The sequence below is a fragment of the Aeromonas sp. 30P genome (assembly GCF_051919805.1).
Taxonomy (GTDB): domain Bacteria; phylum Pseudomonadota; class Gammaproteobacteria; order Enterobacterales; family Aeromonadaceae; genus Aeromonas; species Aeromonas veronii.
On record NZ_JBQBEA010000001.1, the window covers coordinates 3,586,921 to 3,611,926 of the forward strand.

The window sequence follows — 25,006 nt, forward strand, 5'->3', positions numbered from 1 at the left end:
TCTATGGTTTTGTGGCAAAAGGCAGAACCCGCCTGAACAGGCTCCGCCATCTTCATCATGGACTCAACCTAGGGGCAGCTTGCCGCCCCGACATCCTGCCAGACATCGTGCTTGCCCGGCTCGTTGCCTTGAGTCCACCACTTGGCCTTCCACTGACGGCCATTGTGGTTGGTCAGCTCCCCGCCGCTGTAGGCAACGGCTGCGCTCCAGCCCAGCTCAACCTGACTCGCCAGCGCCCACTGATCGGCGGCGCGGCTCGGTTCATTGCCCTGAGTCCAGTATTTGGCACGCCATAGCAGCTGGTTGTGGCTCACCTTGTCGCCGCCGTTGTAGACCTTGCTGGCCTGCCATGCGGGAACATTCGCCGCTTCCGGATCTGTGGTGTTGCAAGAGCCGTCGACCACGGGCGCCAGCGTCAGCACGACGCGCCCTTCGCTCTGATGGACCCCGTCCGAGACGCTCACACTCAGCTCATGCTGCTCGCTGGTGGTGACTGCCGGCGGCAGCAGACGCAGGTTGGCACTGGCCTCGCCTTCCGCCTGCCAGCCCGCCGGGAAGTGCCAGCGGTAGCTGAGCGCATCGCCCTCGGGATCCCTCGCCTCGGCGGTGACGGTCAGCCACTCACCGCCGATGCCGTCGAGCTGCGCCGGTGCGGTCACTACCGGAGGCTGGTTCTCAACCACGCCCTGCTCCAGCGGCCGCCCGTTGACGGTAAAGGAGAGTGACTGCTGCGGTGGCAGCAAGCTCTGCTGTACCAGTGTCTGGCCACGGCACAGGATGGTGGCGCGGCCGAGCTCGCTGGCGGTGGGCAGGTTGATGTGGAACTTGTTCATGACGCTGCTGGCCGCCCGGTGATTGGCCAGCCTGAAGCGCTGCAGACCATCGCGGGTCTCCACCTGCAACTGGCAGTCACTGCCGGACAGGGTGTTGCTGTCATCCGGATAGGTGAAGCCGTAGGCGCCATGCAGCGCCGGATAGATGTAACTGGGCAGACTCCCCTGCGGGTCGTAATAGCCCACCAGGGTGGTCACCGGCACGCCGAACTGCTCGGGCTTGCGCGCAACCTTGGTATTGATGGGGGAGACCTCCACCCAGCTCTGGCCATCCGAGGTGAAGCTCTTCTTGAAGCCCCGGTTCACCACAATTTCCTTGCCGTTGATAAAGAGGCGACTGTTGTAACCGGCCCCGTGATCGATGGTCAGACTGCGTCCCCGGTTGTCCGCAGAGGCAACCGGCACCCGGATATCGCGGGTCCAGCGACCGTCCCACATGGCGATCCTGACCAAGCCGTAATCCGCCAGCAGGGCACTCAGCCCGGCCTCGCTCAGGGCATCCATGGGAGCATCGACCTTCTCGATCCCCTCGATTGTGTGCTGATAGGGCTCCATCCTGGCCGTCGCACTGTTCCACTTGCTAAAGCCGGTGGCCGAGTTGGCATCGAACACCGCTTTGCTCTCGAAGAAACGCTGAATGATGGCAGCCGAGTTGGGAGTGTAGAGGGTGAATCGGTTGGCGCCGGAGAGAGGGCTGCCGCCCGCCATCGCATCGTAGCCAAACTTGCGGCCATCGAACGGTGGCTGGCACTGGCCATCCAGACAGGCATCCTCATTGGTGCGGGTCGGCGAGAAGTTGGGGATGAAACGGTGTTTGTCACTGTCCCAGCCCCAGCTGGAGTTGAGCTGATCGGCACTGCGGTGAACCGAGCCACGGAAGCCATCCACATAGTGGCCAAGGCCAAAGTTATGGCCCACTTCATGGCTGAACTCGTTGCCCAGCGAATCATCCAGCGTGACGATACCACCGCCACCGGAGCCACCGTGCACCTGAACCCCATTGGCATATTTGCCGCGGCTGTTGTGCGCCGTCAGCTGAGCCACCACAAAGGGATGGCTTCCCTCCCCTTCACCGGCGCTGCTGTTGATGCCGTAGTTGGCATTGTCGATGCCGTGGGAGATAAGCTCCTTGCCGATGCGCTGGCGCATGGTGCCGCCATGCCAGCCCCCTTCGCTTGGGTCAAAGTCGGTCAGCAATGTGCCATTGGGCAGCATCACCTCAGGCAGGGAGAGCGGTGCATACTGACTGACGATCAACCGGCTGGCCGGAATGGTCTGGAAGTATTCGCGATGGGCCTCCTTGTCATTGGCAAAGGCAAAGCGATCCCGTGGCGTGGTGAGCATGCCGATGTCGATGGTGTGCAGCAGCAGCTCGCCGGGGGCGCCGACCTTGATATCACGCAGTTCACCACTGAGATTGCCCTGTCGAACGGAGAGGTTCAGTCCGGGCAGGATCCACTCGGCAGGCAGCTCGCCGCTCCAGGTATCCGCTGCATAGGTGATGCGGTTGTTCTCCAGCTCCCCCTCGCGGAACCACTGCCCATTGGCAAACTTGAACTGCAGGGTCTGGCCACGGGAGACGGTCACCTGTCGCTCACCATAAAAGGCCGTCGAGTTATAACCGGCGCTGGAGCGGATCCGCACCATCTTGCCCTCCAGCTCCGGACTCACGGGCAGGTAGATATCCCGAACCCAGCGGCCGTCGGCGGTCTGGATCTCCACCAGCGCACGCCCGGTCAGCCGGTCCTTGAGGAAGGAGCCGCTCTTGTCGCTCAGTTTGGCCAAATCAGCACTGCTGCTGATGACGGCAGTGCTGCCGCTCTCCGGGACGAAGCTCACTCCGCCTTCGGGAACCCCCGCGAGGTGGTAGACCGTCTCGGGCAGCGCCGATGGCGGTGACAAGGTCAGGGTGCCAAGTAGCTTGCCGCTGCCATCACGGGCCTCCACCGTCATGGGGGTCACCCCGTCGGCCTGGAGCGGTTGCACCAGCAGCAGGCTCTTACGCAGGCTGGTCAGGATGGGTTGGCGATCCCCCTCTTTGGGATGGGAAGGCAGGATCTGGCTCTGGGCAAACTGCACGCTGGCAGCCAGGCTACCCGCCAGATCGCTTTGCGGTGTCGTGTCATTGAATATAAGGGACGAGGTGGCGGCAGACAGGGGGCCAGCCGCCAGGGTTGCCATGATGAGGGCAGCGATTCGGGTCACATTTGTGGTCATTGTCGGGTTCTCGTTCATATTGCTACCGGGAATGAGGGGCATGTCGCCATGCCCCGTCATCGGTGAGGAGGCCTCAGTTACAGCTTGCTGCCCCGATATCCAGCCAGACATCGTGCTTGCCCGGCTCATTGCCTTGAGTCCACCACTTGGCCTTCCACTGACGGCCGTTGTGGTTGGTGAGATTCCCGCCGTTGTAGGCAACGGCTGCGTTCCAACCCAGATCAACCTGACTCACCAGCGCCCACTGATCGGCGGCGCGGCTCGGCTCATTACCCTGAGTCCAGTACTTGGCCTGCCATACCAGCTGGTTGTGGCTCACCTTGTCACCGCCGTTGTAGACCTTGCTGGCCTGCCATGCGGGGACGTTAGCCGCTTCCGGGTCGGTGGTGTTGCAAGAGCCACCCTCACCGCCTTCGTTGATCGGGGTAACGGTGAGGCGGGTGGCCGCGTTGGCGTCGAGCGCACCATCGGAGACGGTTACAGAGAGGTCATAACCGGTCTCGACATCGACCGCCGGGCCGGTGACCACCAGGGTGGCGCTGTTCTGGCCGGTCGCCGTGATACCGGCAGGCACTTGCCATTGATAGATAAGCTCGTCGTCGTTGGGGTCGGATGCCTTGGCGGTGATGCTCACCTGCTTGCCCTCTTCTACCTTGACGCTGGCGGGCAGAGTGACCACCGGAGGCAGGTTGGGCTGCGGCGCCTTGTTGGTCACCACCACCTGATCCCTGGCGGTCAGTTGATGGTCATCGGTCACCGTCAGCTCGAATACCAGATTGATGTCGGCGGACACCGCATCGAGTACAACCCGGGCCTTGGCCTGAGTGGTATCAAGCAGAGCGGCCTGCGGGCCGGAGACCTGCTTCCAGCTATAGGTGAGGGCGCCATTTTCCGGGTCGTGGGACGCGGAGCCGTTCAGCGTCACCTCGGTCGGGCCGGTGACACTCAGATCGCTGCCCGCATTGGCGACCGGCGGCTTGTTGGCTGGTGGGGTAACCCCTTCACCGTGACCAAGACCTTCATGCATGGCGTTGAGGATGTCACCGTTGTCGGCATCGATCTCCCAGGAGAAGAGCCCGCCCAGCTTGTTGGCCAGCACGTATTGGCCTTTCGCCTTGACCGAGCGCTCGTCGTCATAGGTGATCAGCTCGCCGGTGGAGGGCTTGAACAGGGTGGCAGCTTCGGCAGTCTCGTCGTAGTTGTACTCCCAGCCTGCGCCCATATGGCTGTTGACGATGTGGCGATAATCCAGCACGCCATCTTCCCAGGTGCCCTTGATCTTGCCGGTGGCGGTGCCGGTGAAGGGATCGTTGCCCTGATATCCGCTCACCCCTTTCCAGCCGCGACCGTAGGCGGCGGCACCTATCACCAGCTTCTCGGAGTCGACCCCTTGCGCCAGCAGTTGCTGTACCGCTGCATCAGTGTTGTAGCGCTTGTTGGCCGAGCCGTTGGTAGCCTGATAGAGGTTGGCCTGATGACCCAGGGAGATATTGCTCCAGGCACCGTTGTAGTCGTAACTCATCACGAAGAGGTGGTCCATGTACTGCTGGGCAGCCTTGTAATCCACATCCTCAATCTTGTCGTAACCGGCACCGATGGCGGAGGTGAGCTGATAGGTGCGACCGGTCTCGGCCTCCAGCTCGTCGAGCATGGCGCGCAGATCCTTCATGATCAGCACATAGGTTTCCCCATCTTTGGTCTTGTCCCCCAGATTGGGGTTGGCACCGTCGCCGCCCGGGAACTCATAGTCGATGTCGACACCGTCGAAGAACTTCCAGGTCTGCAGGAACTCTTTGACCGAGGCGACGAACACGTCACGCTTGGCCTTGTCATGCATGAAGAAGAAGGGGTCGGAGAGGGTCCAACCACCGACGGAGGGGAGGATCTTCAGGTCCGGATAGGCCTGCTTGAGGGCCATCAGGTTACCGAAGTTGCCCTTGTAGGGCTCATCCCAGGCAACCAGTGACCCCTGCCCTTTTTGCAGCGCGGCCCAAGGATCGTGAATGGCGACCTGGAAATCCTTGCGCCCGGCGCAGGCACGTTGCAGCGCCTGGAAGCTGCCGGCAATCTCTTTGAGGCTGTCGTTGAGGCCATCACCGCCACAGATCGGGGTGAAGCCATAGAGGATATGGGTCAGGTTCTGGGCCGGCAGCTTGTCCACGGTGAAGTTGCGATCATAGACCCCCCACTCCACATAGTAGGTACCGACCACCTTGCCGGACTTGTTGACATAGGGTTTGTTATTCTCCTGCAGGGCAGGCTTGAGCGGCGCAAGGTGGCTGCCATCGGTATCGGCGACCACGATCTCCTTGGCATCAGACAGGGTACAGCCATCGCCGTTGCACAGCGCGACCTGCATCTGATAGCGGCCCCCCTTGTGCACCTTGAAGGTGGCGGTACCCGCGGCGGAAGAGGGACCGGACCACACCTCCTTGCCATCCAGCAGCACCTTGGCACTCTGGCCAATATCGCCGTTCCAGAGATTCCAGGTGACGGTCACATCGGCGCCATTCTTCACCTTGACCAGCTCGTTATAAGCAGTCGCGGACTGGCTGACTTCGACGATGGCAAACTTGGTGGGACCCCAACCGATAGCGGGTTTGCCGGGAGCTGCCGCATAAGCGGCGGAGGAGGCGAGCAGGGTGCCGACCATCATGGCCAGCAGTGCAGGTTTTGGACTTAGCATATTGCTTTCCTTTTCGTTTCGTTATGGGAAAAACGAAAGGGCAACGCAACACGACAGGTGACACAAAAACGGCCACCCCTTGGCAAAGGCAGCCTGCATTCTACTGTGGTGGCCCCGCTATCCTAGGTCGTCTTGACCCTTAGACCGGAAGCTTTGCGTCCCGACTTTTCAATCGGTTTGCCCTTGTCACAACGTTATTTCTGGCGATAAATAATCGCCGATTGACTGTAGGGTAATTCTGATAAGTAAGCAAATCGGACCATTGCCAGCCCACCAGTTACCAACCCCGACAATTACCCACTTTCAAGAAATTAATGTTTAAAAAACAGCCGGATATGCAGACATAATCTCATCACCTCCAACCAGATACCTCACACCATTTTTTTGATCTGCATCACACCAAATTGAGAAAAATCAATGAGTAAGAACAATATGCGACAAAAGACCCATCTGTATCGCAACTAATGAATTTATAATCGCCGCTTTGCATGGCCAGCAGGTGTCTTCATGCCCAGCGAATTGCCCTCACGCACCCGGTTATCCAGATACGACAAATTTGTTCGTTTGACGATTTATGCCTTGCCACTGGCCGGGATGATCTGGCTTATCAACAGCCTCAATGGCTGGCAAAGGGCGCCGCTTGCCAGCACCTTGCTAGTCCAGAGCTACCTTATCTGCACCTTCTGGCTCTATCGCCACTACCGCTACCATCTGCACCGCCAGTGGCAGCATCTGAGTGAGGCGCTCAAGATCAACGAAACCACCGCCGAGCTGGCCCGCAACTCGGCGCAATACCAGACCGAAGAGGCCTTTCTGGAGGATCTGCTCAGACGAGCCGTGATGTTGATCCCGGGGGCCGAGATGGGCTGCCTGATCAAGCTGCTGCCGGGCACAGTCATGTTGAGGTATGAAGCGGCCATCGGCATGGATCTGGTGAAACTGCGGCGGATCAATCTGCCGCTGGAGCACACCTTTCAGTACAAGCTGACTCAGGGGCGCTGCAACAAAACACTGCTGATCAACGACCTGTCGAAGATAAATGCCACCATGCCCCTGTCCGAACAGGACAGAGAACTGCTGGTCAACTGCACCGACCTGCCCATCCAGGCCACGCTGGCGACCCCGATCCATATCGATGGTCAGCTCTACGGCATGATCAATATGGACAGCAGCAAACGTAATGCCTTTACCCGCTACGACAGCCACCTGATGGCGATCTTGGCGCGGGATATTCGCCACGCCATCACCATCTATCAGCAGTCCCGCCGCATCTATCAGCTGGCCAATACCGACCAGCTGACCGGGCTCGCCAATCGCCAGCAATTCGAACTCGCTCTGCAGGGGCAGCCGGAAGGCACCCTGCTGCTGATCGACATGGATAATCTCAAACAGCTCAATGACAGCAGTGGCCATTTGGCCGGTGATCAGGCCCTGCGCCTTATCGCAGATGGCATACGCCAGCACTTCGGTCAGGGAGTGATTGCCGCCCGCTTCGGCGGGGATGAGTTTGTGCTGCTCACCACCCTGACACCGACCGAGCTGCAACAGACGATGGCCAGGCTGACGACCATGCTGGCCAGCGCCTCTCCGACTATCTCGTGCAGCATGGGGATGGCCCCCTATCGCGGCGACTTTGCCGCCGCGTTTGCCAGGGCCGATACCGACATGTACCAACACAAGCGGCACCACAAAGAGCAACGTGCGGCACAGATGCCAGCTATCGGGGAGAGCATTAATCACTAGCCCGGAAGGGCTGCTTTGCAGGCACAAAAGAGAAGCTGGGTGGGGAAACCGATTGGCAGGCCCGCCAGAATATGGCGAAGCGGGGAGAAAAAACGGGGCATGACTGGCATGCCCCGCCACCATTCAATGCTTATTTACAGCTGGCGGCCCCCACATCCTGCCAGACGTCGTGTTTGCCGGGCTCATTGCCCTTGGTCCAGTACTGCGCCTTCCACTGACGGCCGTTATGGGTGGTGAGCTCGCCACCGTTGTAGGCCACATTGGCATCCCAACCCAGTTGCACCTTGCTCACCAGCAACCACTGATCCGCAGTGCGGCTCGGCTCGTTGCCCTGGGTCCAGTACTTGGCCTGCCACACCAGCTGGTTATGGCTCACCTTGTCGCCGCTGTTATAGGTGCTGGCCGCTTTCCAGACTGGCCAGTTGGCCGCATCCGGATCGGTCGCCGTGCAACCACCGCCGCTGCTGGCCGGTTTGACCGTCAGACGGGTTGCCGCACTGGCATCCAGCCCGCCGTCGGAGACAGTGACGCTCAGGTCATAGCCGGTGTCGATGGTGACGCTCGGGCCGGTGACCACCAGAGTGGCGCTGTTCTGACCCGTTGCGGTGATGCCTGCCGGCACACTCCACTGATAGGTCAACGGATCACCGTTCGGATCAGAGGCGGTGGCCTTGATGGTCACCTGCTTGCCCGCCTCCACAGAGGCCGTGGCAGGTACACTCACCACCGGCGCCAGATTGGCCTGCGGCGCCTTGTTGGTCACCACCACCTGATCCTTGGCACTCAACAGCTGGTCATCGGTCACCGTCAGCTCGAACACCAGATTGATGTCGGCAGTCACCGCATCGAGTACAACACGGGCCTTGGCCTGAGTGGTATCAAGCAGGGCAGCCTGCGGGCCGGAGATCTGCTTCCAGCTATAACTGAGCGCGCTGTTTTCCGGATCGTGGGAGGCCGAACCATCCAGCGTCACCTCGGTCGGGCCGGTCGCCTTGAGGTCACTGCCCGCGTTGGCCAGCGGCGGCTTGTTGGCTGGTGGAGTTGTCCCCTCGCCGTGGCCCAGCCCTTCATGCATGGCATTGAGGATGTCGCCGTTGTCGGCATCGATCTCCCATGAGAAGAGGCCACCGAGCTTGTTGGCCAGCACATACTGCCCCTTGGCCTTGACCGAGCGCTCGTTGTCATAGGTGATGAGGTCGCCGGTCGCCGCCTTGAACAGATAGGGCGCCTCGGCCACCTCGTCATAGCCCTTCTCCCAGCCAGCCCCCATCCGGTTGTTGACGATGTCGCGGTAATCCACCACCCCGTCCTCCCAGGTGCCTTTCACCTTGCCGGTCGCCTTGCCGGTGAAGGGGTTGTTGCTCTGATAACCGCTCACCCCGGTCCAGCCACGACCATACATGGCGGCCCCGACCACCAGCTTGCCCGGTTCAACCCCCTGCGCCAGCAGCTGATTCACCGCCTTGTCGGTGGTGTACTTGGTATCGGGATCCCAGCTCGCCGCATAGAGGTTGGTCTGGTGGCCCAGCTCGGTGTTGCTCCAGGCACCGTTGTAGTCGTAGGTCATCATGAAGATGTGGTCCATGTAGGGCTGGGCCGCCTTGTAGTCCACATCCTGGATCTTGTCGCCCCCCGCGCCAATGGCCGAGGTGAGCTCATACTGGCGACCGGTCTCGGCCTCCAGCTCGTCGAGCATGGCCCGCAGCTCCTTCATCAGGGCCACATAGGTGGCCCCATCGCTCGGGCTGCCCAGTTTCGGGTTGGCGCCCTGTCCGCCCGGGTACTCCCAGTCGATGTCCACACCGTCGAAGAACTTCCAGGTCTGCAGGAACTCTTTCACCGAGCCGACAAACACGTCACGCTTGGTTTTGTCACCGAGGAAGTAGAAGGGGTCTGAGAGGGTCCAACCGCCGACCGAGGGGAGGATCTTGAGGTTCGGATAGGCCTGCTTGAGCGCCATCAGGGCGCCAAAGTTGCCCTTGTAGGGCTCGTCATGGGCAGTGAGGTTGCCTTGCGGCATCTGGATGGCGGCCCAGGGATCGTGCATCGCCACCTTGAAGTCGGCGCGACCGGCACACGCCCGCTGCAGCGCCTGGAAGCTCCCTTCGATCTCCTTGAGGCTGTCGTTGAGGCCATCCCCGCCGCAGATGGGGGTGAAACCATAGAGGATATGGGTCAGGTTCTGGGCCGGGATCTTGTCGACCGTAAACTTGCGGCCATAGACCCCCCACTCCACATAGTAAGTCCCCACCACCTTGCCGGACTTGTTGGCGTAGGGCTTGTTGTTCTCCTGCAGCGGCGCCTTGAGTGGCGCCAGATGACTGCCGTCAGTATCGGCGACCACGATCTCCTTGGCATCAGAGAGGGTACAGCCATCGGCGTTGCACAGCGCCACCTGCATCTGGTAGCGCCCCCCTTTCTTCACCTTGAATTTGGCGCTGCCCGCCGCGGCCGAGGGGCCGGACCACACCTCCTGACCATTGAGCAGTACCTTGGCACTCTGGCCCAGATCGCCGCTCCAGAGGTTCCAGTTCACCTCCACATCGGCGGCATCCTTTACCTTGACCAGATTGTTGTAGGCAGTGGCCGCCTGATCGACTTCAACGATGGAAAACTTGGTGGGGCCCCATCCGATGGTCGGCTTGCCGGGCGCCGCAGCATAAGCGGACGAGGCGCAGCACAGACCGACCGCAAGGGCCAGCATGGTAGGCTTTGGACTTAGCATTTTTATATTTCCCTATTTCGTTATGTTGGCAACGAAAAGGGCTACGCCCTGACAGGTAACGCAGACGGCAGTGCGGCCTCTTGGCAAAGGTGCACAACAACCTGTGGTGGCCCCGCTATCTCAAGTACGGCTCATCCCTGGACCGGAAGCTTTGCGTCCCGATCTTGCGATCGGTTTGCCCTTCGGTTACTTCATTTGCGATGCAAAAAATCGCATCCCGACTATAGAGTGAGCCAATCCGGTCTGCCACTGTCGGCGTTCACCGACAGTGGCAAGCCAATACTGTAACTGGCGGCGATTGCGCAGGGAGATGAAGAGATCTTCGCCAATAAATCTCTGTTTTCGACATTCATCCATGACCACGGGCCACAGGATCATTCTACGGTTTTGTGAGCCGGTTCACGGCTAGCCGCCCCGGATGCGGCTAGCGCAGCAGCAGGCTGTTCATCAGGGCCCGCAGTTTGAGCGGTTTGACCGGTTTGCTGATGTAGCCATACCCCCGCTCGCGGATCTGCGCCTGCAACTCGCTCTTGCGATCAGCGCTGATGATGATGCCTCCCAGCTCGTCGCCACACACCCGTTGCAGGGCAGCGAGCGCCTCCAACCCGGTCTTGCCATCGTCGAGGTGGTAGTCGGAGAGCACCAGTCTCGGCACAAACCCGTCAGCCACCAGCGCCTCGGCTTCGGCCAGATCGACGGCGCAGCGCACCTCGCAGCCCCAACGGCCGAGCAGGGTGCTCATGGCGGTCAGAATGTCCCGCTCGTTGTCGATACAGAGCACGGTTACACCTTCCAGCTGGCTGTCACGCGCCACCGGCGCCGCCAGCTGATGGGCCGTGACCGGCCGGGTCGCCAGATTGAGGGTCACCGCAAAGACCGATCCCTTGCCCGGCCAGCTCTGCAATATGAGCTGATGACCGAGCACCTGCGAGATGCCACGGGCAATGGCAAGCCCCAGACCCAGCCCCTGCTCCCTGGCAGTGCGGGAGTGATCGAGGCGGGAGAACTCGTCAAAAATAGCCTCCTGCTTGTCCTGCGGGATGCCGGGGCCGTTGTCCCATACCTCGATGCGGATCTTCTCACCCATCCGGCGGCAACCAAGCAGCACCCGGCCACCCGGGTTGTAGCGAAACGCATTAGTGAGGAAGTTCTGCAGCACCCGGCGCAGTAGCCGCACATCGCTGTGTACCGCATGCTTGCTCTCCACCACCGAGAAGTGGATCCCCCCGCCTGGGCCAGCACGCCAAACTCCGCCTTGAGATTGTCGAGCAGATCGCGCAGGGCAAAGTCGAGCTTCTTGGCCTTGAACTTGCCCGCTTCGAGCCGCGAGATATCGAGCAGATCGGTGATGAGATCCTCGGTCGCCCCCAGCGCATCATCGATATGGCGGGCAATGCGGGCCTGCTCGCCAGCATCAGGCAACATCTCCAGCAGGGAGGAGGTAAACAGCTTGGCCGCATTGAGGGGCTGGGTCAGATCGTGGCTGACCGCCGCCAGAAAACGGCTCTTGGATTGATTGGCCCGCTCCACCTGCTGGTTCACCAGCAGCAGTTGGCGGTTGAGTTCGGAGAGCTCACGGGTACGCTCGGCCACCCGCGCCTCCAGATGTTCGTTCGCTTCGCGCAGCACCCGCTCCGCATCGCGAAACGGCGTGATGTCGGTAAAGGTCATGACAAAACCACCGGCGGGCATGGGGTTGCCCTGCATCTCGATCACCCGCCCGTCCGGGCGCTCCCGCGCCGAGATATGGGCGCTGCCGCGCTTCATAAAGGCGACCCGCCGCGCCACATGATCCTCGATATCACCGGGGCCACAGAGCCCCTGCTGGGCGTTGTAGCGGATGATCTCTTCAATGGGGCGCCCAGCCTGAATAAGCCCCGGCGGATAGTGGAACAGCTCGATGTAGCGGCGGTTCCAGGCCACCAGACGAAGCTCCCTGTCCACCACCGAGATCCCCTGCCCGATATGCTCGATCGCCCCCTGCAGCAGGCCACGGTTGAAGCGAAACACGTCGGAGGCCTCGTCCACTATGGTGGCAATCTCCTCGAGCTGCATGTTGCGCCCCTGCAGGGCCGAGGCGAGCACCAACCGCGCCGACGAGGTACCAAACACCCCCGCCAGCAGCCGCTCGGTGTGGGCAATCAGCTCGGCCGAGGCCTGCATCTGGGGCGCCAGGGTGCCGCCCCGCTCACCGGCGAAGCGACCAAAAGCGCGTTTGACCCGGCTTGAACCGACGAAGCGGGCCGCCAGCATCTCCAGCTCCTTGACCGAGACCCGCGCCTGATAGAGGGCAGCGGTATCGCGGCTCGGCTTGCCGACAAAGTTGGCCGCCTGCAGCCGCTCGCTCACCGCCGGACGGGAGAGCAGCGAGCCTGCCACATAGCCGAGCAGATTGAAGAGCAGGCTCAGGAAGATGCACCACGCTCCGAGACTCAGCTCGCGAAACGCAGGCCAGTCCGGCGGCGCCAGCAGCTCGGCCAGCGGTGAACCGGCAAGCAGCCCGCTCTCCACCAGCAGGGTGACGAACCAGAGGCTAACACCGAGGCTCAACCCAAGATAGACCCCCTTGCGATTGCCGTGACGCCAGTAGAGACCGAGCAGCAGGGCCGGCGCAAACTGGGCCACCGCGCCAAAAGAGAGATAGCCGATGCGCGACAAGCTGGTGAGATCGCCGAGCCAAAGGTAGAGCCCCCAGGCCGCCAGCAAGATCAGCAGGATGGCGCCACGGCGCACCTGCAACAGCAGCCGTACCAGCCGCTCGTCACGCCCCTGCCGCCAGAAGCGGCGCAGCAGCACCGGCAGCACCAGATCATTGCTCACCATGATCGCCAGTGCGATGGTGCAGACGATTACCATGCCGGTAGCCGCCGAGGTGCCGCCGAGAAACGCCAGCATCGCCATGCCATCGAACCCGAGGGCCATCGGCAAACTGATCACATAGGTGTCGGAGGCCATATCGGCACCCACCCACTGCTTGCCCGCCAGCGCCAGCGGCCAGATAAAGAGCCCCATCACGAACAGGTAGAGCGGGAAGATCCAGCGCGCCCAGTGCAGGTCCTGCCCCTGATTGTTCTCCACCACAGTCACATGAAACTGGCGCGGCAGGCAGATGACGGCGCACATCGCCAGCACCGTATAGATGGCAAGCTCCAGCAGATTGCCGGGGCTCACCGCCACCACCTGTGCAAAGAAGTCGCGGGTCACCTGCTCGTGAGCCTCGCCCGGTTTGCTCAGGATCAGCCAGAGGGCGAAGCCCCCCACCGCGATAAAGGCCAGCAATTTGACCACCGACTCGAAAGCGATGGCCACCACCATCCCCCTGTGGTGCTCGGTGGCATCGAGATGGCGAGTACCGAACAGGATGCTGAACAGCGCCAGCAGCAGGGTGACCCCGAGCGCCAGCTCGCTGGTATTGCTGGTCGGGCTGATGCCGCCGCTGTTGACCATCAGCAGATCCAGCCCCGTGACGATGGCTTTGAGCTGCAACACCAGATAGGGGAGGATCCCCATGATGGCGATGAGGGCGATCACCATGGCAAGCCGCTGGGATTTGCCGTAACGGGCAGCGATAAAGTCGGCGATGGAGGTGATGTGCTCGCGCTTGGCCACCAGAATAAGGCGGGCCAGCAGCCGCCAGCCAAACAGAAAGACCAGCATGGGGCCAAGGTAGATGGGCACCGGCGACCAGGGGGATTCACTCGCCTGCCCCACGGTGCCGAAGAAGGTCCAGGAGGTGCAGTAGACCGCCAGCGACAGGCTGTAGAGCAGCGGTTGCCCCTTGAGACGGTGCCGTTTGTGCTTGTCTGCCACGAAGGCGATCAGAAACAGCAGCCCCAGATAGGTGAGCGACAATCCGATCAGCAGCCATCCCTGGTGCATCGATAACTCCTTGTCCATGTTGAGTTTTTGTATACAACCTCGCCAGTCTAGAGAGGCTGCGGCCAAAAGTCATCCCCTTCGGACAGATTGAAATTATCGTTTTTCAATAAGTTTTATCTTGACTGCATATCGTAAAACAATAAATATTGCCGATGTGAATATTGATAAACGATAAACTTTACCTTTCAGATAAAACCATCACAGTGAGGAATGAGATGATCTCCAACAAACTCGAACGCTCGAGCATGCTGATCGAATGGCTGCTGCTGGCTCTGCTAGCGACCCCTTTGATCACCTTGCTGGAGGTGTGGACCCCCTTCGGTGGCGCCGATTTTCTGCAGGATAAACTCAACACCATCTTGAGCCGTCCCGGCATCAATCCTGCCGACTATCCCCTTCACTTCTCCACCCGGCTGCTCGGCACCCTGGTGCAGCTGTTGCCGGATCTGGTCTTTATGATGATGCTCTGGCAACTGCGTCAGCTGTTTCGCGGCTACCGCGCCGGTCTGCTCTTCACCTTCGAGCAGATCCGCCGCTATCGGCAGATCGGACTGTTGCTCTGTACAACCTTCCTGGTCGAGTTGATCCTGACCCCCTTGCTGGATACGGTGCTCACCATGAGAGGCCCGGAAGTACTCGGTACCATAGCGCTGAGTACCTCCGATTTCCGAGTACTGCTGGCGGGACTGATCGTACTGGCGCTGGCACTGGTCATGCGCGAGGCCAAACTGCTGGCCGATGAACAGCAACTGACGGTGTGAGGATCCTATGCCCATTATCATCCGCCTCGATGCCCTGCTGGCCGAGCGCAAAATGACCGCCCGCGAGCTGGCCCAACGCATCGACATCACCGAGGCCAACCTCTCGATCCTCAAGAATGGCCACGCCAAGGCTGTGCGCTTCTCCACTCTGGAGGCCATCTGCCGTGAACTCAAATGCCAGCCCGGCGATCTGCTGGGCTACGAGCAGGAGCGCTAACCCCCTTATGAGTCGTCATATCACCCTGTTTCTGTGGCTGCTGCCGCTGTGGGCCTGCGCTGGCAATGACGCGAGCGGCCCCCGCTACCTTATCGAACAGGGCGCCAGCGCCAATGTGCTGCAAGTGCGCCTCACCATGCAGGGCAAGCCCCCTTTTACCCTGCTCCCCGCCCGCCAGTTGCCGGGCAGTGCCGCGCCGGTTTCCCCCGCGCTGGTCTGCCTTGCAAACAACCAGCCGGTTGCCCTCAACCAGCCCTTCTCCTGCAAGGAGATCGGCTGGCAGATCACGCTCACACCGGCTCCGGCAGAGGGTGCTGATGCCTCGGCCCAACAGTCGCTGCTGTTTGCTCCCAATCAGTGGCTATTGACCGAGTGGGGTAACTTTGTGCGCCAGATGGGGAGTCGCCAAGGAAAGGTTTGTCTGCCGGATGGCAGCTGCCAACCGCTGCCGGATGTCAACCAGCCACCGCTGATCCTGCCGTTTGGTCTGGACACTGTGCCCGTCACCAAGCCAGATCCGCGGCTGGTGCTGAGCCATGACGAGACCGCCAACCAGCTCGATCTGCCGGCCTTGCAGCAGCAACTGAATGAGATCATCGACTATCTGGCCTTCCAGCTCGATGTGGATCCGCCCACTCATCCATGGCAACTGGTGTGGCTGGGGCGGGATGTGGCGACCCGCTCCCTCGGCGGAGCAGCCGGGGATCAGGTGTTTGTCGCCAACTATCCCACCGAGGCTGGCAAGCCGACGCCACAGGCCCCCTTGCGCCTGCTGCGCACCTCGGCCCACGAGGCGGTGCATATCCTCAGCGCTCGCCATACTGCGCCACAACCCACCTGGGTCAACGAGAGCCTCGCCGAGTACCTCGCCATCAAGGCGCTGCGCCGCTTTCGGCTGCATCAGGTCACGGCGGTCAACGAGCTGGCCGAGCGGGGCAAACAGCTGCCCAATAGCGATAGCGGCCTCTATCGGGCAGCTCGCGAGGTGCTGGCGGGCGATCGCTCCTACTACCCGCTCTTTTACGTCAAGGGGAGCGCCTTCTGGGAAGCGCTGGAGCGGGAGCTGCAGCACAATGACGTGACGATGGCGCAACTGCTGCCCCAACTGGGCTGGCTGCCGGATGGCCGCTTTGATGCTGCATCCAATGAGCTGCTTGCCGGCACCATCGGCTCGGATACCTGGCGCCGCCTCAGCCGCCTCTATCTGGGCGAGCAGCAGTAACAGCGCAACCGCGACAACGAAAAAGGGAGAGCCGTGGCTCTCCCTTTTGTTAGGTGATGATTCAAATAGACAAATATCAGGCCGGAGCCCTCTCCTGCGTAGAGGGCGCAAAGGGGCGCAGCCGCAGGAAGAAGACCGGCAAGACCACCAGCACCATCAGGAAGAAGATGCCGCCGCCGAGAGGCTCGAACAGCACGCCGCAAAGTGCCATCAGGGCCGCCACCGTCATGCCGAGGCCGAGGGCCGCATAGAGCGCCTGAGTCGGGATCAACTGCTCGGCGGGCAGCTGGCGAGTCATAAAACGCACCGCCCCCAGATGACTCATGCCGAACGTCACCGAGTGGAGCAATTGCCCCAGCACCAGCACCCACAACTCGGTCGAGGCACCCAGCAATACCCAGCGCACCACGCAACCGATGGCACCGGCAATAAAGAGGCTCTGGGCGCCAAAGCGCTGCAAGAACCGCTTGTCAGCGGCGAACATGCAGATCTCCGCTACCACCCCGAGCGCCCAGAGATAGCCGATGATGGTGCCGCTATACCCTTGCGCCTTCCAGTAGATGGCGCTGAAACCGTAATAGGCGGCGTGGCTCCCCTGCAGCAGAGCGGTCAGCAGCAAGAAACGACGTACCGGTGCGCTGCGCAGGGTTGCCAACAAAGAGGCCTTGGCCCGCTCGCCCTGACTATCCTGTGGCGCCGGATAGAGCGGCAGCCAGCTGAGCAGCAGCATCAGCACCAGCCCCGCCACCATGGTGTGCAAAATCCAGTCACTACCGAAGTTGCCCACCAGTGCCCCCACCAGCGTCGAGGCGACAATAAAGGCAAACGAACCGCACAGCCGCACCTTGCCGTAATCGAGGTGCGCCTGCACCACCATGCGGGTCGCCAGCGCCTCCCCCACCGGCATCAGGGTCGGATAGATAAAATTCGCCAGCAGGGTCAAGCCCACCAGCCACCAAAGGTTATGGCTGAGATAGAAGCCAAGGAAGGCGAGTAGACTGAGCAGAGATAACAATCGGGTTACCGGCAGCAGATGGCCCGCCCCCTTGATCTGCCCCATCACCATCAGGTTGCCGGCAAAGCGGATCGCCATCCCCGCCCCCAGCAGCAGACCAATCATCTCGGCGCTGACGCCCACCCCCTCCAGCCAGAGCGACCAGAACGGTAAGTAAGCACCGTAGACAAAATAGAAGGCGCCGAAAAAGAGCGCTAACCAGGAGAACGCGGGCATAGATCCTCTGCAACCGGATGACGGGAGCAGAATGATAACCCATCCGCCCCCGCAGATCCCGATGGAAACCCTGCGCAGAAAACGAAAAAACTCCAATAAAATTGAACTATTACCGAAGAGGTGGGGTCTACCTGGTAACACCTCCTCCTGGTTAGTGTTGCAATCCTTCCACCCGCCCATGGCGGGTTTCTTTTTTTGCTACGGCCAACCTTGCGGATAATTTGACCATCGTCACAAATAATAGGGTAGCTAGCTAACCTAAAAGGAAATGCATACTAAAGTGGCGTAAAAAAGACTCTGGTTTGAGGTCGGTGTCAGGTAATAACTAGATCTGTACATCTTACCAGAAAAAAAATATTAAAGATATTATCTTTCAGGATAACATCCCAATGCATCTTCTTTATCACATTGTAGTAAAGGGATAAGATCAACAAGTTTGTTTTTAATTATTTTTCTGCAAGGGATGTTATATTCTTTTTCGGATATAGTTACTATTACACCTGACATTTCTTCATTTCCTTCGTAGTTACTAAAAATCGAATACTTGTATTTCCCTTTACTGAAAGAAACCTTTCCATATTCAGTCTGGTATCTATAGTAATAATTATGACTGAATCCACTAAAATCATCTCCCAATGAGTGATAAGAAAGCTCAGTCTTATCACCTTTCGAGAATTCATAATTCAATATATTTCCATCAACGAATAACTTAACGTCACCTTTATCAGTCTCACAAGAAAAATACACGTTTTCGCCGCTATACGAAGAAGCTGAAATTAAATAAAGCAACATGAAAACATAAATATTAGAGCGCATTGTAATTATCCTTCATTTTTATATCATATCCTTTCTGCCTAGGACCATTGTACACTAGTGCAAATGCTAACCAATCTTTTGCTCGAATAGCTTTGAGCAATCTATTATCAGATTTTATAAAATTAACAAAAGCTTTAAGATGGTTTTTTTCTGAACTACTGAGCGAACTAACGAATTCATTTACATCTTTATATCCAGAACTCAAGTGGTTGGAACCTAATATCTGGAACTTCCCCCAAGATGCTGCTTTTAGTGCAGCATCCTTATCCAATGAGTAGGCCAGCATAAGTTTCCTATACTGAACTTTATATTTCCCATATCCGCCCCCCACAGGGTTAGATATTTCAGGGTGAGACTTATCATATTTCCCATTCGTCATATTACTAAATTTATGCCTTTCAAACAAAATAGAAAGCACTGCATCATCCTGATCTGAGAACTTATAATAACTGCCTGTACTACCGGTTTCAGTTAACGCTACTGCTTTTATAGCATTTACCTCACAACCAAGCTCAGCAGCAGCATTGACATAATCTGACTCTTCAACTACCTCACCATTATAGAAAGACAAAAACTCAATTTCATTTAAATTATCACCTATATATGTTTTAGGGTGCCCATTTCTGGCCTTTATTGCTAACGCCATAATTCCGACAGGCGAAAAGTGCCAGCTATCTTTCTCAAGTGTTAACTTAGTTGCACTCTGCATCCACTCCAGCTTATCAATTCGCTGTTTCTCATGATCCACCAACTGGTCAAAATCAGGCAGACCAATTTTGGTCATAAGTTTATCCAGCCATTGATAACTACTGGCTGACGATTTTTCATACCATTCGCTGGGGTGCTTGACGATAAGCTTGTGAAGTTGCTCAGCATTGCTGCTGTTTTGCAGGGCAGCCTGTATTTCTTCGCTACTAAGCTTACCACTCTTATCACTATCGAAACTCTTTACCAATTCGGTAAAGAAGGTGGAGGGCGCGTCAGGATCCAGATAGCCGTCGGAGCCACTACCATCGACCTTTTTAAAACCGATCTTCAACCAGTCATGCTGACTCAATAACTCAACTTGCTCTTTCTTGACATATTTATCTGATGAGACACAAATCCACTCCTGCTTGGCAGCATCCTTTTCCAGCTTGGGTGATTCAACCAGCGCTTCCTTGCTTTTATCCTTGGTTGCCACCCACTTGGATTTGCCTGCCTCACTCTTCTTCTCATGGAGGATCAAATCGGCAGGCACTTTGGCATAGATTGCACCACCTTTCGTTCCCGCCTTGTTGGCCAGAACATCGTCCAGACGGGGATCTTGAGTAAACACCTCAAGATGAACCTGATGCTTGCTCTGTTTGCCCCCAATCAGGGACCCCGGTGTTTCCACCAAGCCGAGATAGCCTATGGTTTCACCCGCAGCAATTATCACGGGAGATGGCAGCACATATAGCTCGTCGAGATGGGAAGGGGGAAGCCTTTTAGCTTTGATAAATTCATCTTCAACGCACACCCAGGCGAGACCACAATTCCCCTGAGCGTCACTCCCACTCGGCATGACATATTTGCATCTGGCCATCTTGCGCGCTTTATCACCAATCCAATGGAATTCGAGTTGGTGGGCATCATACTGCAACTTGGTGCCAGCTGGCAGTGAGACATTGCCACTGCCAGCCATCAAGCGACCACTTTTATCATCCAAGACAGGATCTGCACGCCCAGCCATATCCTTCAATAGCTCTGCATCTATCTGATCGAATAGCCAGGTTGGCACATTGGGCTTGATAAAGGTCACGGCATCTGGGCTATTGGCGATCCAGACTGAACTTCCTTCACTGACCAATACACCAGTCTTTTCAGCCTCTTTTATCTGGGCATTGGACAGCTTGCTCTTGATCTTTACCTTGATGAAATCATACTCCTTGCCCCCAACACTCCCCTTTTTGGGGGGAATGCTGCTATCCATCTCCAGTTCGGTATCCTTAGGCAAAGTGAAACGGGGCAAGGCAGCATCGGCACGCTGCTGCTCTGCATCAGGATTCGCATGGGGAACAGAATTGCGAGCATTCCAACCCTTTTTCAACACCAGCTTCTCGGTACTTTGGTACTTATCCCAAGGCAACAGGTGCATATAGAGCGAATAAAAGGTGAACTCGTTTTTAGCTTTTGTTTCTGCATTGATTTCACAATATTCGTGTTGGACCAGGCAGAAGCAGTTGGAATAACGCAGTGACTCCCCCTGAAATTCAGAGGTCAGATAATCCTTCATCATCCGAAAAGCCACGACTTTGCCGTCAGCAATGGCTCGGACAGGATATTTATCCTTGCACCAGGGGGCGCACTGGTCGCTGATATGAATACCACCGTGCCATTTGTTGTGATTGCCAAGGAGATAATGACCGGATTTTTCGCCATTAATAAGTGCCGTCAGCGCTTTGACATCCTTGAATTCTTCACCTTTGGCAGTGAGGATGGGAAATGCAAACTTCATGCTTTCTCCTTATTCAGAAAAGAGATAGAACGCAGCGGGCTTCTCTTCTTTCAAGAGCGCCTCCATAGCCTTCTCGGTGGCAATCGCCTTGACCAGTTCAACCAGTTCAACCAGTTCAGGAGCTTTGACCACCTCAACCCCTTTGGGAATAACGGGAGCCTGACCAGCCCAGCCAGAGCCTGCTCCCGGGCTGCCGCCGGCATTGAGCTTGATGGCAGGGCCGACCAGCTTGATGCCACTCGGGTCAACTTTCACAAAACTACCGCCGCCCTTGAGAGTGATCTCGGAGCCCGCCTCCAGCACCAGCTTGTCACCCACCTTGATATGCACCTCTTCACCCGCTTCCACCAAGAGAGATTGGCCTAGCTTCTGATGCAGGGAGGTATCAACTGTCAGCGAATAGTCCGCCTTGATGTGGTCGCGTTTTTCACCTTCAACTGTCAGGTGGTCATTGCCGAGGCTGGGCGGAGCACCATCCTTGCCCGGCACCTTTCTGATGCGGGTGACCCGCTCATTGTCGATATCGGTGTGCTGGTCGTGTTTGATATGCCAAGCGGCATCGTTCTCGATGAGTACATTCAGGTCTTTCTGACCGTGAATGTAAATCTCTTCCTGCCCAGCCTGGTCTTCAAAGCGCAGCTCGTTAAAGCCCTCGCCCTTGTGGGTTTCGGTGCGCAGCACGGTGCGGGTCTTGTTGGCCGGCAGTTCATACGGTGGCCGGTTGGTTGCGTGATAGGTACGGCCGGTCACGATAGGCTGGTCGGGGTCACCTTCGAGGAATGAGACGATAACCTCATGGCCGATGCGCGGAATCGCCATCATGCCGTACTGGCCACCGGCCCAGCCCTGGCTCACCCGTACCCAGCAGGAGCTCTGGTCGTTGGCGCTGCCATATCTGTCCCACGGGAATTGCAGTTTGACCCGGCCGTGCTCGTCGCAGTAAATCTCCTCCCCCTCGGGGCCGACCACTATCGCGATTTGCGGGCCGTCCACCATCGGCTTGTAAGGTGCCTCGGGGCTGCCGATGCGGGCACGCCAGGTAGTGCTCGCTTTCACTACGCCAAATTCGTTGTGGTAGACAGTCGGGCCGCTGCCACCCTCTTCCTCCAGCGCCTGCGGCTGTTCACCTGTATGGCGGATACGCACAATTTGCCAGTCGGTGTTGAGGACGCTGTTGGGGTGTTCGGTGAGCGAGAAGAACTGTCCCGGCAGCAACGCCGAACTATTGGACTTGCCACTGCCCGCCACCGCGTCGTTGCGCAGCGCATCGAGCCGGTGTTGGGCAAACGCCTTGCCGCTCGGGTCCTGCTTGTAGCGGCCCGGGTAGTCAAAGTGCTGATAGGTATCGCGCTGATGCTCGAGTTCTGCACCCTGCTTTTTATGGGAGAGACCATAGGCCGGCGTCTTGAAGCTGTAGTCTTTCAGCTCCACATCCGAGGGGCGCACCGCCTCGCGGTAGTGGAACTGGCGCACGTAAGGGCCCTGTTCCAGCGAACGGTTGCCGAGGTTGAAGAAGAGCTCGGGGCCCGCGGTCAGGGCTGCCGCATCGTCAGCAAAGACGATGCGGTGCTTGCCTGCTTCAAACTCGTGGAAGTAGAACAGCCCCTCTTCGGCTGCGAGGCGATTGAGGAAGTCGAGGTCGGTCTCGCGGTACTGCACGCAGTATTCGCGCTGGGCGTGCTCATTCTTGAGCGCAAAGGCGTAATCGGTGATGCCATGCTCTTGCAGCAAAATAGAGAGGATTTCATCGGGCTTTTGCGCCTGAAAAATGCGGGAGTTCTGGCGCAATCCCAATCGCCACAAGGCCGGTTTCACCTCCAGACTGTAACGGGTGCGGCGAAAGCCACTGTCCCCTTGAGCAAACTCGCTCACTACGCCGCATACCCGGCGTTGCAGCTCACCGTTGTACCACACCAGCAGCTCACAGGGCTGGTCCAGCACGGCGCCAAAGTCGACATCGGGCTGGCTACTCGCCAACTCCAGCTGCAAGTTGAACAGCCGGTTCAGCCCCTCATCCAGCTGGAAACTGGCCACCACGAAGGTGCTCTCGGGCAACGCCCCCACCTTGACGGTAAATTGCAATCCGGTTTGATTAGCCATGGCTTTCCCCTCTTGTCACGGCCAAGCAGTGCCTGAGCCCTTCCCTACTCTCGCGCCCACTCACGCCCTCACCGCGCAGCCACGCTACCGCCCTCTCCGGTGCCGCAAGGGCCACCAAAGATAAGGGGGTTAACAGGTTACGAGCGGGTCGGGTCTGCATCACAGGACACCCTTTAGTGCTTTGCCATCCCTCCGCACTCACCAGCAGGGCATCAAACCCCGGCAGGGGGATGGCAAAACAGAAAAGCTCCAGCCAACCCGTTGGCCAGGCTGGAGAAAATGCACAGTACAAGAAGCCGGTTGAACAACCGGCTCAAAGACACATTACTACTTACAAGGAATACCAAAGTACCGAAGCAAGGCTTACGCCTCGATGGGCGCGCGCCAGTCGTCCGCACCGGAAGTACCGGCAACGGTGTGCTCCCAGTCAATCTTGCGATAAGCCATGGAGACCTGGATAAGCTGGGTAAAGTCAGACTTCGCCGGGTCCTGGCAGTGGGGCATCTGGCAGTCGATGTCAACGATGGTGGCATCGGTCAGCACGGTAGAGAAGAAGTGCTCCTGCTTGCCTTCAACGGAGGTGCGGTACCACTTCAGGGTCACTTTCGGCAGCATCTCGCCGGACGCCAGTGCGTTATACATCAGCGGTACGGCTTTGTTCAGCGCCACGGTGAACTTGAACGGCTTGTGGACACGCTGACCGGCAGGCTGACCGGATTGCGGGTCGGTCGGGACGGTGACGACGTGCTGGAACTCTTGTACCAGCATCTCGTCTTCGTGGCCTTGTACGAAGATGTTGCCGACGGAATCGGAGGTGAAGGCACCTGCGGTGATATTGCCCTGGGTTTTACCTTCGATGCTGATATAACATGGAGTTGGCATGTGTATGCTCCTAAATAGATTGGTTAAACGAGATAGCACTCGACCAACCTTTAGCAGCGACCATGCCACTTTTTTTATTCCTTATTTATCAAACAATTACACTCCACCTGTTCTCGCTCAACGCACATGGGTGCAATAAGTTGCGCAATATCATCACACTCACTGGCAAAACTGACCTTTTCAGTAATTTCATCTACTTGATGAGCAAGTTTTTGCGTTAGGTAGCATCATGCACTGTTATCATCCACATTTTCGATTTGTGCCGTGTCAATGTTCAGCCTGACAATCCCCTGCATCAGTGCCCAGGATATCGCCTGATTTTTGCTGCTTGCCCCCAGCTTCTCCGCGATCCGCTCAAGATGAAAAGTGACAGTTCTGGGCTTGATCCCCAGGATCTGGGCAATATCGCTCACTTGCTTGCCTTCGGCGGCCCATTGGCACACCTCCAGCTCCCGTAGCGTCAGATCTTCCTGAGAAAGCTTCACGGCAAGACAAACACGGGTCACCGCCTCGAAGACATGCACCGCCAGCCAGCTTAAAAAGGGAATAGCCGTCAGCCACTGATGTTCGGTTCGTGGCGTACGAGTGATCAATGACAGCAAGCCAACATGGCCATTCGGCCCGTGCCAGGGAATCGTGATCCCGTCGCGCAGCCCCATCTCTTGTGCCTGCAGCATCACTTCCAACCCAGCGACGTCCTGCAGATCGCAACACTCGGTGATCAGGTTGGCCCAGAGGATGGGGGTGCTCTGCTTCATTCCTTTGCGCACAACGGGATCTACCGCAAAGAAACGCTTTTTGTCATAGGTCTGCACCCATTCGGCAGGACAGCCGTTGAAAATCCTCACATCAGGACGCTGAATCGAACTGGGAAAGATGAATCCCAGCCGGAAGTGGTCAAAACCCATCTGCTGGCTAAGGGTACGCAGCAGGGCCACTATGGTCTGCTCGTCAGAGGCCTCATTGAAGCGGGTAATCAGCTCAAGAGCGTCGGCGGTGTCGAGGAAAAAGTTCGATGTCGAAGTCAAAAGCGAGGCACACCCATTGTAAAGAATTACTAAATGTCATTAACAATGAATCGAATAGCATAATATCTCACCAACACAAAGAAAAAGGCGAAGCCAATGAATAACATGGTGTGACCGGGTCACCTCACACCTGGCTACATGTATAAAAAATCCCCGCCTGTCAGGGCGGGGATCCGGTGCGGGCAAC

General features: G+C 58.1%; 13 protein-coding genes, 1 pseudogene and 2 riboswitches. Of the genes and pseudogenes, 4 read left to right on the plus strand and 10 right to left on the minus strand.

The window, feature by feature from the left end; translation table 11 throughout:
* Positions 1-68 precede the first annotated feature (68 nt).
* On the minus strand, positions 69-3,050 hold the full coding sequence (locus tag ACTG2B_RS16630; RefSeq protein WP_439996457.1) for a M66 family metalloprotease: 2,982 nt from the start codon (positions 3,048-3,050) through the stop codon (positions 69-71).
* Positions 3,051-3,123: 73 nt separating this feature from the next.
* Complete coding sequence (locus tag ACTG2B_RS16635; RefSeq protein WP_439996458.1) at positions 3,124-5,736, minus strand: glycosyl hydrolase family 18 protein; 2,613 nt, start codon at positions 5,734-5,736, stop codon at positions 3,124-3,126.
* Between the two features lie 104 nt (positions 5,737-5,840).
* A riboswitch (cyclic di-GMP riboswitch) is annotated at positions 5,841-5,928 on the minus strand.
* Between the two features lie 315 nt (positions 5,929-6,243).
* Between ACTG2B_RS16635 and ACTG2B_RS16640 the strand changes: the two genes are divergently transcribed.
* A complete protein-coding gene (locus tag ACTG2B_RS16640; protein ID WP_439996459.1) occupies positions 6,244-7,479 on the plus strand; it encodes a sensor domain-containing diguanylate cyclase in 1,236 nt (411 codons plus the stop codon).
* 130 nt (positions 7,480-7,609) lie between these two features.
* On the opposite strand, the gene ACTG2B_RS16645 is transcribed toward ACTG2B_RS16640, so the two are convergent.
* Positions 7,610-10,204, minus strand: a complete 2,595-nt coding sequence (locus ACTG2B_RS16645; protein WP_439996460.1) for a glycosyl hydrolase family 18 protein — start codon at positions 10,202-10,204, stop codon at positions 7,610-7,612.
* Between the two features lie 102 nt (positions 10,205-10,306).
* Positions 10,307-10,394, minus strand: a riboswitch (cyclic di-GMP riboswitch).
* 234 nt (positions 10,395-10,628) lie between these two features.
* A pseudogene (locus ACTG2B_RS16650) lies at positions 10,629-14,083 on the minus strand (hybrid sensor histidine kinase/response regulator).
* A 215-nt stretch (positions 14,084-14,298) separates the two neighbouring features.
* Between ACTG2B_RS16650 and ACTG2B_RS16655 the strand changes: the two are divergent.
* The 3 genes from ACTG2B_RS16655 to ACTG2B_RS16665 are packed head-to-tail and all read left to right on the plus strand — an operon-like array spanning position 14,299 to position 16,283.
* On the plus strand, positions 14,299-14,844 hold the full coding sequence (locus tag ACTG2B_RS16655) for a DUF2975 domain-containing protein (RefSeq protein ID WP_236380222.1): 546 nt from the start codon (positions 14,299-14,301) through the stop codon (positions 14,842-14,844).
* 7 nt (positions 14,845-14,851) lie between these two features.
* Complete coding sequence (locus ACTG2B_RS16660; protein WP_005335250.1) at positions 14,852-15,061, plus strand: helix-turn-helix domain-containing protein; 210 nt, start codon at positions 14,852-14,854, stop codon at positions 15,059-15,061.
* A gap of 7 nt (positions 15,062-15,068) precedes the next feature.
* On the plus strand, positions 15,069-16,283 hold the full coding sequence (locus ACTG2B_RS16665) for a hypothetical protein (protein WP_439996461.1): 1,215 nt from the start codon (positions 15,069-15,071) through the stop codon (positions 16,281-16,283).
* Positions 16,284-16,359: 76 nt separating this feature from the next.
* On the opposite strand, the gene ACTG2B_RS16670 is transcribed toward ACTG2B_RS16665, so the two are convergent.
* The 6 genes from ACTG2B_RS16670 to ACTG2B_RS16695 form a co-directional block, all read right to left on the minus strand.
* Positions 16,360-17,514, minus strand: coding sequence for a 3-phenylpropionate MFS transporter (locus ACTG2B_RS16670; protein WP_439996462.1), 1,155 nt, complete (start codon positions 17,512-17,514; stop codon positions 16,360-16,362).
* Positions 17,515-17,880: 366 nt separating this feature from the next.
* Positions 17,881-18,330, minus strand: coding sequence for a hypothetical protein (locus tag ACTG2B_RS16675; RefSeq protein ID WP_346215784.1), 450 nt, complete (start codon positions 18,328-18,330; stop codon positions 17,881-17,883).
* Entirely contained in the window at positions 18,320-20,809 is a 2,490-nt protein-coding gene (locus tag ACTG2B_RS16680) for an N-acetylmuramidase family protein (protein WP_429203134.1), read from the minus strand. Before ACTG2B_RS16680 ends, ACTG2B_RS16675 begins: the two co-directional genes overlap by 11 nt.
* A 9-nt stretch (positions 20,810-20,818) precedes the next feature.
* The gene (gene tssI, locus ACTG2B_RS16685) at positions 20,819-22,909 is read right to left on the minus strand and encodes a type VI secretion system tip protein TssI/VgrG (protein WP_439996463.1); all 2,091 of its coding nucleotides are present in this window, start codon (positions 22,907-22,909) and stop codon (positions 20,819-20,821) included.
* 363 nt (positions 22,910-23,272) lie between these two features.
* On the minus strand, positions 23,273-23,791 hold the full coding sequence (gene hcp1, locus ACTG2B_RS16690) for a type VI secretion system effector Hcp1 (protein WP_010634242.1): 519 nt from the start codon (positions 23,789-23,791) through the stop codon (positions 23,273-23,275).
* A gap of 227 nt (positions 23,792-24,018) precedes the next feature.
* Positions 24,019-24,729, minus strand: coding sequence for a LuxR family transcriptional regulator (locus ACTG2B_RS16695; protein WP_429202735.1), 711 nt, complete (start codon positions 24,727-24,729; stop codon positions 24,019-24,021).
* Between the last annotated feature and the right edge of the window lie 277 nt (positions 24,730-25,006).